Annotated in this window: 5 protein-coding genes; all 5 read left to right on the top strand. The window is 38.2% G+C overall.

Annotation, left to right across the window (positions count from 1 at the left end):
• The first annotated feature begins 36 nt into the window (after positions 1–36).
• A complete protein-coding gene (locus D0817_RS23335) occupies positions 37–2,574 on the top strand; it encodes a PKD domain-containing protein (protein ID WP_127340754.1) in 2,538 nt (845 codons plus the stop codon).
• 67 nt (positions 2,575–2,641) lie between these two features.
• A complete protein-coding gene (locus D0817_RS23330; RefSeq protein ID WP_127340753.1) occupies positions 2,642–5,323 on the top strand; it encodes a hypothetical protein in 2,682 nt (893 codons plus the stop codon).
• 68 nt (positions 5,324–5,391) lie between these two features.
• Positions 5,392–9,327: a VWA domain-containing protein gene (locus D0817_RS23325; protein ID WP_127340752.1), complete on the top strand. Its 3,936-nt coding sequence runs from the start codon at positions 5,392–5,394 to the stop codon at positions 9,325–9,327.
• A 4-nt stretch (positions 9,328–9,331) separates the two neighbouring features.
• Complete coding sequence (locus D0817_RS23320) at positions 9,332–10,045, top strand: LolA3 family protein (protein WP_127340751.1); 714 nt, start codon at positions 9,332–9,334, stop codon at positions 10,043–10,045.
• A 16-nt stretch (positions 10,046–10,061) separates the two neighbouring features.
• Positions 10,062–20,513 (top strand): thrombospondin type 3 repeat-containing protein (locus D0817_RS23315; protein ID WP_193555369.1); only part of this gene is annotated, 10,452 nt, incomplete at its 3' end.

The raw sequence follows: 20,513 nt of genomic DNA, 5'->3' as shown, positions 1-20,513 counted from the left end.
AAAACACCAGCATAAAAAACAAAAGATAACTAGATTATGGTAAACGATCTTAAAATAAAAAAATACTGGATAATCACGCTTTGTATGGTGTTTTGTTCATTGGCTTCTTTTGCGCAGGAATGTACCGATTCATGGAATCGAAGAGGTGAAATTTATTTCACAAATGATGTTTACGGGGATCCCAGAGGAACACTTATTAACACTGCGGTAAATCTTACGTATGGAAGTTATGGCAGTCCTATTTCAGGCTTAACCTATGAATGGAATTTATATGACGCCAATGGGACCTTCGTTAAATCAGGAAATACAATTAATTTCCCAATTATGTTAACCAGAGCGGAAAATTATAAAGTTACCATAAAGGTTACCAATTCTCAAGGTTGTTCCTATTATGAAAAAACAATCACAGGAAGAGATCCTAATGCCTGCATTGTACCAGCTGAAGATCGTTTTCAGGGTTCTTTCGATATAGAAACCTATTGGAGGGGAATTCCGTTACATGTTGAAACGCCTATGGTATTAAGTAATCCCATCGGATACAATGCTGCAAACTTTACTTTTCTTTGGAAACTGTATAATGCTGCAGGAACATTAATCACTACTGGAACGCAATCGACTTTTCCAGTAACATTTACTTCTATTGAGGAATACAGAATAGAATTAGAAGCCAAAGACCTTAGGGGCTGTATTACTAATTTAACCCAGTTGATAACGCCAATTGAACCTTGTATTTATAATTCAGAAGAAAGATCAGGATATATAGCCACAGATAAATCTCCCTACGATAACGGTTTAGAAATTTACGCTAACGAATCTAATAATTTATCTTTCTATTCTTACGGAAAACCAGCGGAAGATTTTACCTATAAATGGGAACTTTTTAATCCTAAGGGAATTTCAATAGGCACTTCAGAAGAAGCCAGCTTTCCTATGACCTTACCTTCAGGGGGAGAATATGAACTCCACTTAAAAATTACGGACCCCTCTAACGGATGTGAAACAGATATGGTTCAAGGTATCGTATGTTTAATTACAGACTCTTGTACGAATGATAATCCAAAATCCCAAAAAGTAAAAGCTTTATATGAAGATTTATTAGTAAACCTTATTTCGAGATCTATTCAGGGAGAAACAGATGCTCAGATTAATGCGAGTGCACCAACCGCAGAATTTATAGCATTAAAACCCTATATCACAAATGGGCGAAAGGATAAAATATATAATTATGTATCAACATCACGAAAATATACTGAAGTAAGTGGCAGAGAAAAAATTGTGGGAGCCCGTTTTTCATTTTCTCCGGACAGAGAATATGATGTTGATGCTGTAATTGGTTGGGGTATTGGATATGATTCGAAAAAAACAACTATAGAACAGCTTAAAAAAACTATAAGAGATTCCATCTATACTGATTTGGGTCAATACATGACTTCAGAGCAATTTATAACTTCCTGTAAAAGCAGATACAGTGGCGGAGGAAAAATGAGTAAAAAGAAAGATGGTTCTGATCTGGAGTATTGTGATTTTGGTTCACAAATCAGACATATTGATTTTTGCCCGGGAACAGGAGTTACCTGTGATCCGGCAATAATTGGCTTTATCGATAATCGTTCCCAAACTGTATTTACACACGAGGACGTTCCTTTTAAATTTACTACAACTGCAACAAATTTAACGTATAGCTGGGCTGTCGCATTAGAAAGCGGAGAAATAATCAATACGAGTGATCCTGATATCACGGTCCCCTATATCTATAAATTTAAATATGAGGGCACTTACTTTGTTACAGTAACCGCTAAAGACCCAACAGGCTGCAGCAAAACTTTCAGCCGTCTTATATCAGTTCGTGATACACATTGTGAGAACACGCCCTATACTTTTAAATTTGAAACAGCTGATACGATTTTAAATTATGAATGGAAAGCTATTGATACTCTAGGACAAACTATTAATCCACAGACAAACACAACAGGCACCTATACGTTCACGCCTCCTACAGCCGGAAATTATGAGATCCGGTTGGCGACAACCAATGCCGAGAATTGTGTTACATTGTTTTCGAAATATGTACAAATAACAAGTTGTAATGGCAACCCTGTCTCCTGTACACAAAACAGTCCAATGACACCAAAAGTACACAGTTTATTTATTGCTTTAATCAATAAATTGGTTACTACACCAAACGGAACGGATGTAAACAGGTATGCCCGTAATGAAATTATAGCATTGGCTTCGTATACCTCGACTTCAAGAACCAGAATTTTCAATTTTGTAAACACCAATGCTGCTGTAAGTTTTTCTTTCACGCAAAATGGAGCTTCAAATGATGTATCCCTGCCAAAATCTGCATCCGGAACGATTTCAGGTATTGATTTAAGCAAATATTTCGGTTCGCAGCAAATTACTGAGGTCATTACCAATTATAGCGACGGATCGAATAATCCTGCTGGCGGATTTGTTCGAAATATTGATTTCTGCCCTGCTGCAGACTGTTTACCGGCTATTGGTCAGATGACTATTATTCCTTCAAATGGAGCAAGTAAGAGTTCAACAGGCAATCGTTCAAAAATATAACACACTTAAGATAAAAACACACTAATTGTTTTAACCGACAAGTAGTTATAAAAATGATAATCAGATTATGGTAAAGAATCTTAAAATAAAAAAATACTGGATCACTACGCTTTGCATGGTGTTTTGTTCACTGGCTTCTTTTGCACAGGATTTAAGTGATGCAGCGATTGGTTTTGATGCAGCCAGAACTAATGTTGCTTTAAAACAACACGGCATTAAAGATCAGGATATGGAGGCTCAAATCTCTATGATGCGTGAGGCACAAAAACGTCAGTATTTGGAAACTAGCAAAATAGAAAATAATATTTCACAAAAAATTAAATCTGAGCAAAGTAAAAAAGCAAACACAGGTAAGACAACATTAGCCAGCCCAGAGATTCTTGCCCAGGAAAAAGCAGCTTTAATTGCTTTATATAACAGCACTAATGGCGCTGCATGGACAAATACAAAAAATAATCAAGGCGCCTGGCCAGTAAATGATCCTAATTCAGTAGTAACAAGGGATTGGGCTGGAGTTAGTGTAGATGGTGCAGGAAGGGTTACAATGCTGAATTTATCTTCTAACAATTTAACGGGAGTTTTACCAAATCTAAATGCTTTAACAGAGCTATCAGCAATATGGCTTCAGGGAAACAAAATACAGGGAGGAAATATTGATACATTCAGTGAATCGACAAAACTATCACTATTAAATATACAGTCATGTAACCTTGATGGAAATCTTCAATCACTAATGAAGTTAACAGATTTACAAGTTTTTACCGCATCCACTAACAATATAAGTGGTAGTTTTCCTGAAGATTTTTATAAATTATCGAAGTTACTAACATTAGATTTATATCTTAATAAATTAGAAGGAGACTACAGTATTCTTGGGCAAATTCCTACATTGACAACTTTGGCATTAACCTGGAATAACTTTAATAAGGCAGGATCTTTGGATTATAATAACAGATCAGTTCCGGAAAGTTTTAAAAACTTAACGAATCTGACCTCTTTAAGATTACAAGGACATGGCTTGAAAAACAACCTGAAAGTTTTAGGTAATCTGGTAAATTTAAACTCTCTGGAAATCGACAGCAATAAGCTAGAAGGCCCTCTGCCTTCTGAATTCTCAGCATTACAAAAATTATCTTTTTTCACTGCTACAATTAATATGATAACAGACATTTCAGTGTTATCGGGTATAAATTCATTACAAACGATTGGATGTCAATCAAACTCAATTGTTTCAATACCTTCCGGCTTTAGCCAGTTAAGTAATTTATCTTCCTTAAATGTAGCCAAAAATAAACTCAGTGGTCCCCTTATTGATTTAGCCTCTCCTAAGTTAAACTATTTGGATATTTCTGAAAATTACTTCCGATTTATTGATATAGAACCTGTTTTTTCTAAGTATAGCAGCTTTGCTGCTTTTAGTTTTCGTTATGCCCCTCAGGCAAAAACAGATCTGGCTGAAACAATAAATCGTGGTACAGGTGGTTCTATAACTTTATCCATGTCTGATGATGGAATTCACAGATATACCGACAGTGATAAATTTAAATGGTATAAAGGGGCTTATCCTAATGGGGTACTAATTTCTCAGGATGAATCGAGACAAATTACTATATCGGATTTAAAGCTGGCCGATGCAGGATATTATTACTGTTTATCGACACATCCTCAAATTACAAATGCAGCAATAGCAAATCGAAATCTTATTTTAGAGAGACAACCCATTACATTAAAGATAACAAACTGTCTGATAGTAGAAGGAAGTATAAAAGCAGCCACGGAAAAATTCCACACCAACGCCGCAAACAGTTTCACATTCGAAACTACGGCTACCGGTTTAACGTATGAGTGGTCTATCGCCACAGCGGCAGGAACTCCCGTAAATGCAGCACCATCCAATACAATTGGATCCTATTCCTATACTTTTTCAGAAGCCGGGGATTATATAGTAACCTTAATTGCGAAAGATGCCAATGGGTGTGCGACAACATTTACAAAAACTATTCAGGTCATTGTCGAAAGATATTGTGCAAAAGAACCCATAAATTTTGGCTTTGAAACCACTACTCCGGGATTAACTTATACCTGGAACAGTTCAGACGCTTCGGGTACTATAGTACATACGGTTACAAACACAACAGGCCTTTATACTTTTACACCGCAACTTGGTGGTGAATATGAAGTAGAATTAATCGTAAATACGGCAACAAGTTGTAAAACGTTATTTACGAAAAACATTACCGTAGAAGATTGTACACCAATTGTTTCCTGTACGGCAAACAATCCTATTACACAAAAAATACACAGTTTGTTCATCAATTTAATCACGAAACTGGTAAGTACTCCAAACGGAACAGATGCAAACGTGTATGCCCGTAATGAGATCATCGCTTTATCTTCTTATGTGGCAGGTACAACCAACAGCATTTACAATTTCAGTAATTCAAATGCGGCTGTAACCTTTACGTTTTCTCAAAACGGAGCTGAAAATGATGTGTACATTCCAAAATCTGCCTCGGGAGCAATTACAAGTATTGATCTAAGTAAGTATTTCGGTGCACAGGGCACCACTGCTGTTACGACCAATTATAGCAACGGAACTAACGGTTCCGGCGGATATGTTCGCAATATTGATTTTTGTCCAATCGCAGAATGTATTCCAATTACCGGTGTGATCAACATTGTCAAAAAAGCAACTGCACAGGCAAAAAAAACAGGTCAAAGTTCAACAAACTCTAGTTCAAAAATATAACTCACTTAAGATAAAAAACACTAATTGTTTTAACGGACAAGTAGTTATAAAAAAAAGAAAATTAGATTATGGCAAACAATCTTAAAATAAAAAAATACTGGCTAACCACTCTTTGTATGGTGTTTTGTTCATTGGCGTCCTTTGCACAGGATTTGAGTGATGCAACGATTGGTTTTGATGTAGCCAGAGTAACCGCTTCTTTAAAAGAGCATGGTGTTAAGGATCACGATTTGAATCCTGAGATTTCTCGTATGCGAGAAATTCAAATACATCAATATACTGAAATGAGAAAAACAGATGCAGAAATTATAGCAAAAGCGGAGTCAAAACTTTTACTAAAAAATTATACTTCACGTACCTCTGCTGTTACAGATATACCTCAAAGTGAAAAGAACGCCTTAATGGCATTTTATAATAGTACAGGTGGGGCAACCTGGAGAAATAAAACAGGTTGGAATTTCGACAATCCCGTTGTTGATTATTTCTCGGGAGCAGCCGGTGGCTGGTATGGAATACGTCTTAATAATGGGCATGTATCTGAAATAATTTTATCTTCAAATAATCTTACTGGTCCAATTCCATCGGAAATTAAAGATTTACCGTATCTAAGACGTTTAGATATAAATGCCAATAATCTAACAGGAGGAATTCCTAAAGAGATTGGAGATCTAAAAGTTTTATACAATTTACAAATAAACAACAATAAGTTAACAGGACATATACCCGTTGAAATTGGTGCTATGCCGGAATTATTATTTGCATATTTATCAGATAATCAACTTACTGGAAGTATTCCTCATGAAATTGAAGGAGCAACAAAATTGCAATTACTTTATCTAGGTGGTAACCAACTATCCGGAACATTACCTCCCGAATTAGGGAATCTGAAAAATTTGAAAGAACTAGCCCTGCAAACCAATCAAATTACCGGAAGTATTCCGACTGAATTAGGAAATGCAACTTCATTACAACAGATAAATTTTAACACTAACTTATTATACGGAACAATACCTTCGTCCTTGTTTAAAGCACCTAAACTTTTTTTAATATCAATAACAGATAACAATTTAACTGGTCTTCCTTCTGATATGGGGGAAAATACTAATGTTAACTTTTTATATCTAAACAGAAATAAAATATCCGGAAATATTCCTTCCACTTTTGGACTCTCTTCATCATTTCGTACAGTAGATTTATCATATAATCTGCTACAAGGAACAATACCAAATGAAATTTCAAATTGTCAATCAGTTACTGCATTACTTCTAAATAATAATTTATTGGAAGGAAACTTTAATTTAAACGTAGGAGGCTTTACTGCTTTAGTGAATCTTGATCTGAGTTCTAATAAATTAACCGGAGCATTTTCAAACTTAACATCACTTTCTAATTTAAAATTTTTAAAGATTAATAATAATAATTTACGTTTTATAGATTTTATAGATCAGTTCCCATCATATAAAGCTACAAAAACAACATTCAATTTCTCACCTCAGGCAAAAATTGGAAATTTAGAAACAATTAATAAAAATTCAGGAAGTTCTGTTGTTTTAGATATGTTTTTAAACACGGATAACAGATCTCACGAATTAGATACTTATCAATGGTTCAAAAATGGCAGTGAAATTACAGGTGCTACTAATAAAACATACACAATTAACAATTTATCCGATTCAGATGCCGGGGTATATACTTGTAAAGCGTATCATATTACTAATCCTGATATGTCACCGCTAATTTTAGAAAGAGAGGCCATAACATTACAAATAACAAACTGTCCATCAGCACCGGGAACTTTAAAATCAACCGCAGAAAAATTCTATACCAATGCCCAAAGCAAGTTTTCATTCGAAACTACTGCTACTGGTCTAACATACGAATGGTCTGCAGCAACAGCAGTCGGAACCCCGATAAACACAATGCCATCCAGTACTAAAGGATCGTATTCCTATACCTTTACGGAAGTTGGCGATTATGTGGTGACCTTAGTTGTGAAAGACGCTAATCAATGTTCGACCACATTCACGAAAGCCATTAAAGTGGTAGACAGATATTGTGCAAAAGAACCGGTTGATTTTGCTTTCGAAACAACATCTACGAATCTGAACTATACCTGGACGAGTACCGATTCTTCAGGAAATATTGTCAATACCGTAACCAACAGAACAGGCCTTTATACTTTCACACCAGAGCTTCCCGGAGACTATGTAATTGAATTAGTAGCCAACGGAGCATCACAATGTGTGAGCTTATTTACCAAAAATATTACGATTGACGAGTGTGTACCGTTTATTTCCTGTACCAAAGACAATCCACTTTCTCCGGAAATGCACCGTTTGTTTATTACCATGATTAGTAAACTGGCAACCGCTCCAAACGGCAGTGATGTAAACGTGTATGCACACAAAGAGATTGCAGCAATGGCTCCGTATACTACGGAGAAGACTGCCATGATCTACAATTTTATCAATACCAGCAGTGCTATAAGCTTCTCTTTCACCAAAACCGCTACGGAAAGTGATGTCTATCTTCCTAAATCTGCTACGGGATCGATTCTGGCAATTGATTTAAGTAAATATGAGGATGCCCTTACAGCAACTACTGTAACAATTACGTATAACAATGGTATTCCAAATACGAAAGACGGTCACGTTAAAAATATTGATTTCTGTCCTAAGGAATTGTCTTGTGTATCGCATGTCGCGCTTGTTATAGATGAATCAGGTTCTATTGATGCAACCGAATTCAATAAAATCAAAAAACAATTAAAATCATTTGTGCTGCAACAAGCCAAAACCAACGACGATATCGGATCTAATATTCATGTTTCCATCACCGGTATGTCGGATAGTGATTTAAATACAAGAACGGATTTTATTGCTCCTCTTAAAATGACAATGAGCAATGTAGGCTTGTTTAACGACTGGATCGATAAGTTAGGAAAACGATACGGGAAACAAGAAGGAATCAGCCAGGCTTCCGATTACTGGAAAAGTGGACTGGATGGCGCTTTAGCCTATCAGATGAAACCAACTTTTGTGATCATGGTAACCGATGGTGCACAAACGGATGATGTTGCTGGTTTAAGAGCCACCTTTAAAAAGTTCAACAACAATAATAAAGCAGAAACAGAACCAAAACTGCCTCACTTATATGTAGTGGGTATCGAAAACGGTTTCTACATTGACAGGGCTTCGTATACCAGTAAGGGCATACCAAGAGATCAGGATCCTAATTACAATCCGTCGTTAGCGCCTAAAGATAATCTGGCAGCAAGAACAACACCATGGCTTACCAAATCCTTACAGTACCTGTTGGATCTTTCACCAACTGAATTCCCGTTATCAGACATCAATCAGTTTACGGTGGGTACGTATTACGGACACGATAATTTTGAATTACTGGCTTCAGATGAAACCTATTTCTCAGATAAATTAGCCGATGGAAAAGTAGTCTGCGGAACTGCTGCCATAAAAGATTTCTGTGATGACTGTTTCTCTTTCAAACCGGAACCGGGAAAAGAATATATCCTGAGTGCCTGGGTAAAAGAAGAGTCTTTTATACAAGTAAAGAATTACGAAAACCCAATAATCAAAATCGTTTTCTATAACAATAAAGAAGCATTGGACATCCCTGCCCAAAGAATTGATTCATTAGTAGTAAAAGCAAATGGTGATATTATCGACGGCTGGCAGCGTGTCGTGAAGAAATTCAAAATACCAACAGCAACCATTACCATGGCAATCGAGCTGGAAAACATGAGCCCGAGTATCCCGGTGTATTTTGATGATATCAGAATTCATCCGTTACGGGGAAGTGTCAAATCATTTGTTTATGATCCTGTAACCTTCAAACTGATGTCGGAACTGGATGAAAACAATTACAGTACTTTTTACGAGTACGATAATGAAGGCGGCCTGGTTCGTGTGAAGAAAGAAACCGCAAAAGGGATCAAAACCATTCAGGAAACCCGCTCCGGTAGTGTAATTAATATAACCCAATAATAGTATGTTCTGTAAAAAAATAATATACGTATGGGTTTTATTCACTTGTTGTTTAGCACATACACAGACGGTAAACGAGGTTTTTCAGAAAGTAGCGAAGCAATACAGCCTTGCCCAGCCTTTACAATACAAATCCAGTTATGCCCTGTACAAGGATTTCGATTCCAAAAAAATCGAGGAAAGTTACAAAGGCACTTATTATAAGAATGCGGGAAATGAAGTCTATACCAAAGTCGGCGAGACCGAAATACTGAATTCAAAAACCGTTTATCTGAAAATAAGCCATCCGGAGAAAGCCCTGGAGATTTCAGATCCGGTCCCCAATTACGCCGGGGATTTTGATATGAAACCGCTGCTGGCTCTCTGCAAAATTGAAAAATTTGTTGATCGCAAAACCTATTGGGAAATAACCCTGGTAGCCAAACCCTACTCGAGTCTTCCCTATTCTAAGATTATCGTACAGATTACAAAAGGCTTTTTAATACAAAAACAGACCTTTTATTACAGTACAGTAGTCAATTTTTCGAAAGATTACCGAAGCCCGGATCCACATTATCCGAGATTAGAGATTATCAATACGAATTATAACAGAAATCCGGTTAACGCTTCGATTTTTAATAGCAAGACCTATTTTACAACATCGGCCAAAAAAGAAATCATTTTAGCCGAAAGATTGAAAAAGTACGAGATTATCGATCAAAGAGTTTCCAATAAATAAAATAAAAAATAGATATATGTATATCAACAAGCATCTAATAGCATTTGTATTTACACTGTTTTCATTGTTCGCTTTCAGCCAGCAGGAAGAAACTTTAGGAGATAAAAAACAGGGCAATCAACTGAGCGGAAAGCCAAAGCTGCAAGTAACAGACTCTAAAATTGCCGACATCGACAAGCAAAATGTCTTTACTTCTGTAAACCCGGGAGTATCCATTCATTTTGGTTTTGCTGATGAGACGACTAACAGCGCCGCTTTTGCAAGTGTGTATTACAGCCAGGTCGTGTTAACGGTGATTCCGCTTGATAAAAACGGAAACCCGATTACTACTTATAAGGACAAGACCGGAGCGGTAAAAACGTTCCAGAATTCTTTGACCTTAAAAATCAAACACGATTATGCAACAAAAGAAAAGAAATTTGACGATTACGCCATATACCGTTTACCGGGCGTTCATAAAGCAGAGGTCATCGTTGAATCGATCAAATATTTTGACGCCGATGGTACCACTGAAATCAATATCACGAATGCTCCGGCCTATCTGGAGCTGAAGTTTAATACCGAACGCTATTACAACATGCAATTGAGCAATACACAGTTTACCTCTGTGCTTCCGCTTACGCACCAATTTGTAAAGTACAATTCGACAAGAGGAACTGTAGTTTCTAAAGTAAGTGACGGTGCAGATGAGTTAATCATCAACTGGACCAAAGACCTTGTTGCCCCTGCAGTAGAATACGAACTGGAATGGACGTGGATTGACAACTACAAAAGAGACGGCAGTAAATTAATGCCGGCTGAAATTGCCTTAACCGAACAGGATTTCAAACAAAACAGTACCCGAATCCAGACAAAAGAACTGGGGTACAGAATTCCGTTGGTGTATTCCAATGGTTATCTGGTATACAGGGTAAGACCTGTTGGACGCTTTCTGGATAATATTGCTAAAAACTATTACGGAATGTGGTCTTCGGGTTTGACCGACACCTTTACAAACATAAGTGATTGGAAGAACGTGGTTGAAATAGACCAGCCACACGAATTGGGTAAAAAGAACTGGCAATACCAGGCTTCTTTTGCCGAAGACGGAAAAAAGAAAGAGGTCGTAAGTTATTTCGACGGAAGTTTACGTAACCGTCAGACTGTAACCAAGACCAATACAGAAGGAAAAGAACTTTCCGGCGGACAATTAGTCGATACTCAGGGAAAAGCCATTGTTGGAGAGGTAATCTACGACACACAGGGAAGACCAGCTGTAGAGATACTGCCGGCGCCTGTTAACTCATCGGGAATTCATTATTATAATGACCTCAATAAAAACATGGGGAACACAATTTATTCCCACAATGACTTCGACTGGGATAACCCGAGTGTTTTGGACTGTACTCCGGTACCGGCTTCCAAAATGTCGAATGCAAATGGTGCAGGTAACTATTATTCAGAGAATAATGCTGTTGCTGATAATTTTCAGGATTTTGTTCCAAATGCAAACGGATATCCGTTCTCGCAGGTAGAATATACGCCTGATAATACAGGAAGAATCAAAAGAAAAGGAGGCGTAGGATTAGACCACCAGATTGGAAGCGGCCATGAAATGTTATATTTCTACGGTCAGCCAAAACAGGAAGAACTAAACCGTCTTTTTGGATATAAAGTTGGTGATTTCAAACGTTACAAAAAAAATATTGTAATCGACCCGAACAGCCAGGCCAGCGTTACCTATGTGGATCCGCAAGGAAGAACCGTGGCGACTGCCCTTATTGGAGACAACAAAGGAAATCTGGTGTCTTTAGACGATGAAACCAAGGATAATCTGCATCTGATCACAACTACCAATTTATTATCGAACAACGATAAATATTCTTCAGGAGTTGCCGGTATAGAAGAAGACGGAATAAGATTAAACGTTCCTGTGTCGGTGGTGAAAGAAGGTGAAACTACATTTGCCTACACCCTGACCAAAACAGTGGGTTCTTATACCGACTTATGCCTGACCGGAAAACAATATCCGTTTGTGTATGACTGGTCGATGGGTATGAAAAATGACTGTGCCGACGAATTACTTGTAGGAGCTGATCCGTTGCGTGCAAAATTCGGAACAGAGAGTATCAGTACTTTTGCCCCGGTTGCCCTGACGATTGCAAAAAGAGAATACAAAGGCTTAAATAATGGTCAGTTCTTAAAAGTCGGAACCTATCCTTTAAGCAAAGATCTTAAAGTAGATCACGATGTCTTAAACAGATATGCCAATGATTATATCGCTCAATTGGTACTCGATAAAAAATGTCTTCCGGACTATTCGGGGTTAGAACCGGATATCAAAGAGGAAGATTGTAACGTAACCTGCAAAAGCTGTGAAGAATCATTGGTATGTGACAATCTTACCATAGAACAGTGTGATGCTTTTAAACTGAAACTTTCAACAGATCCTTCTTCGCTTGGAAAAACCAGCGAAAGAGAATCGTATATTGTGGATGCCGAAAAACAGTACATTCTTAAAAACCTAAATGCCGAATTTGCGATAAGTACTATTAAGCATAACGGATCTCAGTATACTGATTCTAATGCTGCTTCTACCCTGACGCAAACTCAGATCAATACGAAAGCAAATGCCTTTAAACTTGAATTCAGAAGTTTATTGTCGGGCTGTCGTGAATTGTGCGCACAACCGGTGAATGTTTGTAATCTTAACCTGCAAAATTTATTAGGGGATGTGAGTCCGCATGGCCAATACGGTTCCGTGGATGGTTTAGAATCTGAAGACGACGAAATCAACGATCCTTCAAAGAGCAAAATAACAGACCCGCTAAGTATTTTCAACGATCAGAACCAATTTTTATACGCTGGCTACACCACTGCAATGGATACCGTTCCGGATACGAAGGAAGTGGTAGAAATTAAAGTTTCCAATTACAACTGGAGAAAACCTGTTGGAGGTCATTACAGGCATGGAGAAGACGAGACCATATCTAAAATCCGTGTAAAATTAGTGGGAGAAAACCTTTATAGTCCGGAATTGGTAGATGCTGCTGTTGTAACAGAAGCAGACCGTGACCCTGAAAGTGACGATCCGAATGTATTTTTAGTGGAGCCGCAATACCTGCGTTATGTGGCCAATTTTGTACCCTTATGGAAACCTGAGTGGGCCAATGCGTTATTACCATACCACCCGGAATATCAATATTACATTTACAATAAAGCCATATGTGAAAAATTCAATACCATTGGCGATAACTCAGATGGATTTGATGAAAAAATAAGAGACATCCATTACTACGACAGTGAAAATAATATCGTTAAAGACAATAGCATCTTTACACCAACAGGAATAATCAATTCCCTGTTAACAAAAGTTGATGTTGTAAATGATAATAGCGATCCATATTATATTTCTAAAAACAATTTAGAGTCCGAGGACGACTTTATACTCCGCAGGGATTTAATGAGAGAAGCCTTAACGACCAATTTTGATGGTATTGTGATGAGCAACGGAAAGAGACTGAACATGCTTCAGGCCTCTTATTACTTTGCCGTGTACACGAATGGAATTGCTCCGGAATCTGTATACGAAGATTTCGTAAACCTGAGTCAGGACCAATTACTGAACAAGATTAATACCACCCTGACAGATCCAATCAAAGAACAGGTATGGAGCAATTTCAAAACGAATTATATTGCTTTAAAACAAAAAACAAGAACCGTTTTTGCTCATATTTTTGCAAGTAAAAACAACAATTACAATGATTGCATCGGTAATCCTGAAAGCTCAGATACCTTTGTTACGTTGTTTAAAAAATATACAACCGTTGGAAATCCAACTAATTATGGAAGACTTACGAAATTAATAGACCCCATTTCTGATCAACCCGCTAAACCTGCAGGAAGTGACGGAATTGAATGGGCTTGTTCCGAAGAAACTTCTGCTTTGTACAAAACCAAAGAAAAAAGATTTGTACCTGCCGATTATGGATATGACTCTGCTCTTAGTGATGCACAGGCCCTGGCCGATATTAAAGCAAGTACGGAAGCAGCGATGTTTATGGAAACCGGAAAATGTCCAATGGCATTTGAAATGGAATATTTTCTTCAGGGATTAGTAGACCGTAAAATTCAAAGTCAGGGATTATTGATCAATGGTTTCAAGACGACCAGCATGCCGTATCTGACTAAAAATTTATTCAATGCGCAGGTTAACCCAACCTTTAATTTACAGACCGCTTCAGAAACACCGAAAATAAAAGCTTTCGAAGATGCTTCGGGAACTTTAAACATTGGTTTTACCTATTTAGGCAATGATATTGCAACACCAATCGAATTGCGTTTTACCAACAATACCTCCGACTATCACGATGCCTGTGGAAACAGTGTAAATGCACCAGGATGGCAGGATATCGTTGGATTCAAAACGGTATATTACATCCCGGGATCTTATGATATGGTGGACAAAACCTACAGGTTCCAGATTATCGCGCTTGTAAAAAGAAGTGGAACAAGTTCTGATTGTAAATCTCCGGAAGAAGTAATTATTGAAGGTACTACTAAAGCAAACGTTGGAGAATGTTCTTATTTAGCAACAGCACCTTGTGATAAAAAAGATAAATTCGATGAATCTTTTAGAAAACTGGTACTCAATCTTCAGGCCACAGGACAAATTAGAAATGCCAGTTTAGATATTACGAAAAATCCTGTTTTTACAGATGGTTATTTGTATACGTATTTAGGCGTTAAGGAAAATGATGTGGTAACCTGGAGAAATACTTCAGAAGGTATTTCCATTTTTGTTAATGATGGCAAACGTGTTGCCCTTAATACAGGAAGCTACACTTTAGGAACAGACCGTATTACGAATATTTCAATCGGAAATTTACAGGGCGGTTATAACCTGGTTAGAATCACAACCCGAAGAGGTCTTTTGTTTTCAAGCAGACAAGTAACGGGAAGAATCACGTCCGGAAATACCAACAGACCGCTTTATTTAACCTGTTGTTCGCCTTGTGGAGAATGGGATTATAATGGAGATGGTTTAGGTGACGCCTGTGGCGGTGGTGGAAATTGTGGTACTATAGATACAGATGGTGACGGAATTTATGATAATTGCGACAACTGTGTTAACACACCCAACCCGAATCAGGAACCATGTAACAACTACACGCCTGTAATCTCGTGTAATGTGGTTGCCGCTGAGGAATTGGCGTATGAAACAAATGTAAAAAACCTGTTAAACGATTTCTTAATCTCAAGAAACCATGAGATTAATGCTGAAGGGGACTTCTACAAAGCAGGAAGCGTATCAGGAAACAGTTTGGTGAATACTTTTGTGAGAGATTCTAAATTAGTATCGCACTTCCAAAAAGAAAGAACCCGATATACGGAGAACAATTTCCGTCCGGTCGTGATCGATAAATATTCTATCATTGCGGAAAATACTTTGGTAAGCATCACGTTTGATGAAAATTCAGGTTCGGTTTACAACAAGAATTTCATCAACTTTTATGATATCAATCTAAAAAATGCCAGACGTATCAACTACATAGACGTGACAAGTGATTTATCTTTTGTCATTAACTTTGTAGACAGTCAGAACAGAACCATCACACAAAAAGGGGGTAAAATTTCGCATTATACCTTTACGAAAATAACAAGTTCAGAAGCCAAAGCTCCTGCCGTAGCCTTCTGTCCTTTTGTGTCGGAAACGTATCCGCCTAAAACCACCAGCAAAAAAGCAGACAGTTCAGACGATTTGTATGTTACTATTTCTAAAGACGGAGAAGTAGAATTCCAGAATAACAAAATGGCGTTATCGTCAAAAACAGGAAGAAGCAAAGCAGTTCAGTCCATTGAAGCGGAAGTTCCGACTTTCAAATGTTCTGATGTATGTATTACCAGTGTAGTTGCTCCTGTAGTGTGTGGTGACAAGTGGCGTACCTTCGCCTCTGTAATCAGCATGCAGGTTCCGGATTATAAATTAACGGAAAACATGGATATCAATCCTAAATATTTCTGTGAAGCAAACTTTGGCTATATCAGTTCTGATTATTTACAGTACCTGGCCAAAATGGAAATTACAAGTGTTAAGAATCCATTGTTTGTAACCATCAGTGAATTTGGTTCTACTAAATTAAGATACGGAAATACAGCAACAAGTGCTGTTATCAATGAATACTACGCTTACATCGAAGGACAAAAAGTAAATCCTACCGAAGAATCATTAGTATGGATGCAGTTTGCAGACCGTTATGTTATTGCCAACAAAATTTGTGCACCTGCTGTCATGGTTCCGACTTTTAGCCTGGAAATCCCGGATGAAACCATCACAAAAACACCATGTGAACTGTACGCGGCTTCTGTAAAAGCAGCCAATAAACAAGAAATTGAAGCAGCTTTCTTTGCCAACAAAAAAGAAGAGTTTAAAGAAAACTATCTTGCTGCTGCCTTAGAAGGCGTAACAGAAACGCTGACTCAGACTGCTGCAGACAAAGAATACCAATATACTTTATACTACTATGACCAGGCCGGAAATCTTACACAAACGGTTCCGCCTGAGGGAGTAGACCGCTTAAAACCAACCTCAGATGAGGCGATAAAAGACGTGAGAGCCAACAATCCGGAAAAAACAGATACAGCCTTTGTCAATGGCGTAGCAGTTGCTCCGGAACATAAAATGCAAACGCAATACCGTTATAATTCCTTAAACCAACTGGTATGGCAAAAAACGCCGGACGGAGGCGAAACCCGATTTGCCTACGATGCTTTGGGAAGAATTATAGCTTCTCAAAATGCCAACCAGATCAAAACAAGACCGCTTTTCAGCTACACCCGTTATGACGGATTGGGCCGAATTATGGAGGCCGGTCAATTTGAAGTGAAAGACGGTGTTACGCTTACGATTAATGAAAACGGAAGACTGGTATTCGGAAACACGACCGATTTAGTTCCTGTTGATGCGGTTTCAGATGCATTCCCTTATAATCAGGGAGCAAGTTTTGAACAGATCACCAAAACGTTGTATGACGTTCCGGTAGAAAATACAAATAATTGGTTTACCGCTTACGCTGCCGATAACAATCATAAAAGAGTTACAGCTGTGCTTTATTATGACAAACTGGCTTCAGAAGTAACCGCAATCAAAGCATATGACAAATATGACAATGCCATATTGTACGATTATGATGTACACGGAAATGTAAAAGAACTCATTCACCATACCAATAACAATACAGAACTAAGAACTTTAGGTCTGGACCGTAAAAAAGTGGTGTATGATTATGATTTGATTAGTGGAAATGTAAATCAGGTAACCTACCAGCCAAATAAAGAACAAGACCAGTTCATACACCGTTATGAATACGATGCTGATAACAGGATCAAACAAGTATACACGAGTAAAGACAATGTGGTCTGGGAAAAAGAAGCCAACTATTTGTATTACGAACATGGTCCGTTGGCCCGTGTGGAAATCGGAGATAAAAATGTACAGGGCTTAGATTATATTTATACGCTGCAGGGCTGGCTTAAAGGAGTAAACTCCGAAAGACTGGGTGTCGGTTATGATGCCGGTAAAGACGGATTGAGCGTAGCCAAAGATGCTTTTGGTTTTGCTTTGAATTATTATAAAGGCGATTACAAATCAAGATTTGGTACGCCTGACAATACTATTTTTAGCTACAGCAAAGCGGAAAAACTGGAAGGGACTTCGAACCTGTACAATGGAAATATCAAAGAGATGATCACTTCCTTGTCAGGCACGAATAACGAACCGATCCCGACTCAGTTTAATTATTACAAGTACGATCAGCTGAACCGTATCAAGAACATGGACTCCAAAGCGATTGCCTACACAGGTGGTCTGTCCGGTTCTCCTGCAACCGGGTTTAAGAGTGATTACAAATACGACAAAAATGGTAATATCACTTATCTGAACAGCTGGGCGCCTTTAGCCAACGGGGCGTTAAACACAACCCAAATGGATCAGCTTACGTATAATTACCTTGCCGGTACCAACAAACTGGACCATGTTACCGATGTGGTTCCGAACAATGCCTTTACCAATTTCATTAATAAACCGGATGATACGTCATTTGATATCGACAGCCAAAGTGCGAAAAATTACGAGTACGATGAAATAGGTCAGTTAATCAAAGATGCGAAAGAAAATCTGGACGAAATAAAATGGCGTGTAGACGGTAAAGTAGCTTCTGTTACCAAAAGTAAAGGGCTTTCAGATCAGGTCATTATCAGTTTCGAATACGATGGTCTAGGAAACAGAACCGCCAAAACCGTAAGCAGCGGCACAACTGCAACTACCACTTATTATGAGCGTGATGCACAAGGAAATACACTGAGTACGTACGAAATGGTAAAAGAAGGTGCCGTTACCAAATACTATCTTGTTGAACAGGATATTTATGGCAGCAGCCGTTTAGGGGTAGAAAAAGGAAAAAGAGAAATCACAAAAGATGTTTCTTCAGCCCTTAAAAATTCTAACGTAATTACTGCAGATGCTAAAAATGCTGTCATAGCACAAGTGGCTGCAGATATAAAAGCAAAATCAGGAATAGGATTTACTATCGACACACAATCTGCGACCTGGCCTGTAGATGCGAAGAACGGAATCAATTTATTTGAAAATAAAACCGCGCAAACAGAATCAGTGTCATTGAGTTCACACTTTAAAATTAATCCTTCTAATACCGGGATGACTACTATTGCCACACTTCACGGATCGTCGATAGAAGGAGGCGACAATTTCCCCGGTGATAATACCTTCGGGTACAGAAGTTCGATTGTAGTAAGTGTCAAAAAAGACGGTACTGGATATACACCAGTCATTTCGTTAATCAAATATCGTCGTAACCATAACAAATACAAAAAAGTAATCAAACTGAAGAAGCGTACCCGTTTCTCTTTCAGGAATTATGAAACCTTGACAGAATACACCATGAAACCAATCGAAAGAGCCGAAGATCAGGGTATTTCGATTCCGGAAAAAGAATGGGATTTCAAAGCCGATATTAAATTGAACAATGCGACATCCAATTACGATATCGTACTGAACATTAACGGGAATATCTATACGACAGTTGCCAAAACAAGCCAGCCATTAACCGGGCAGGAAAATGTAGGATTTGACAATGGTGATTCGGGGCTTAAAATCAAGATACCGGCCAATACGCTTGGTAAAGCTGCTATTGAATTTCAACCGGGTGTAGTACAAAATTATCCGGCCACTATCTCACAGATTTGTGACTTTACCTATAGTATCAATAACGGGGAAGATCCGGAAGATATTAAAGTACACAAATTTGAACTGGACGAAGGAGCAGGTACTACATCACTATCTGATACCAAAATTACAATGACCTTGTCAGGCAGTAGTTTTGAAAAAACGTATTGTGGAAATCCGGATGAGGATACAGACGGAGATGGTTATATAAACACAGAAGACAACTGTCCTTTTACCTTCAATCCGAAACAGGAAGATGAAGATAAAGATGGTGTAGGTGATATTTGTGACAACTGTAAAAAAACGATTAACAAAGATCAGTTAGATGCTGATAACGATGGTGTTGGTGATGCCTGTGATAATTGTAAATTAAAACCTAACTTTGACCAGGTGGATACCGACAAAGATGGTTATGGTGATGTTTGTGACAATTGCAGAATAAAACCAAATCCGGGACAGGAAGACAGCAATGCTAATGGTATCGGAGATGCCTGTGAAGGTGAGGATCAGGGAGAAGGAAGCGACACCGTTGCCGGAACGCCACTTACCTCCTACCGTTTTGTTGGAGATAAAAATTATGAGTTATCCAACCATTTAGGAAACGTGTTAAGTGTTATTACCGATAGAAAACTTGTTCGTACGAGTAGTGAACCAATTCAGGTAGCCCTTGATAATTTTGATTTTACAGGATGGGCAACTATCAGAGCCAACAGCAATTGGAATACTACATACAGTCAGGCCGTTGCTACCAATACGGATAGAGCAGTAATTACTGCTGATGGCCCGGGTAAAGGAGTATCTTATGCTATGAGCACCACCGCGGGCAAAAAGTATACCATCTCGTATGATTTAGATTTGATGGCAACACCTGAAATAACGGTTAAAGCAGCAGATTTGTCAAGTCCGGGCCCAATAATTAAAAAAACAGATAATGCTTCTGGCAGACAAAGTGTAACATTCACTGCGACGTCTAGTGTTACTGTAATCGAATGGTTACGTACCAGAGCAAAAGACAATATAATTGATAAATTTGCTATAGACAATGTGGCTACGAGTGTAGAATCAATACCAAATACAGTTGCTTTTACAGCCTTTGTACCGGACGTAGTGAGTTACTCAGATTACTATCCTTTTGGAATGCTGGTACCAAACCGTCATGCCGACACCGAAGAATACCGTTACGGATTTAATGGTAAGGAACTAGATAATGAACTAAAGGGTGAAGGGAATAGTTATGATTATGGT

The sequence above is a fragment of the Flavobacterium cupreum genome, from assembly GCF_003996965.1.
GTDB lineage: Bacteria > Bacteroidota > Bacteroidia > Flavobacteriales > Flavobacteriaceae > Flavobacterium > Flavobacterium cupreum.
The sequence above is the reverse complement of the archived record's forward strand: the minus strand, read 5'-3'. Positions and strand labels throughout refer to the sequence as shown.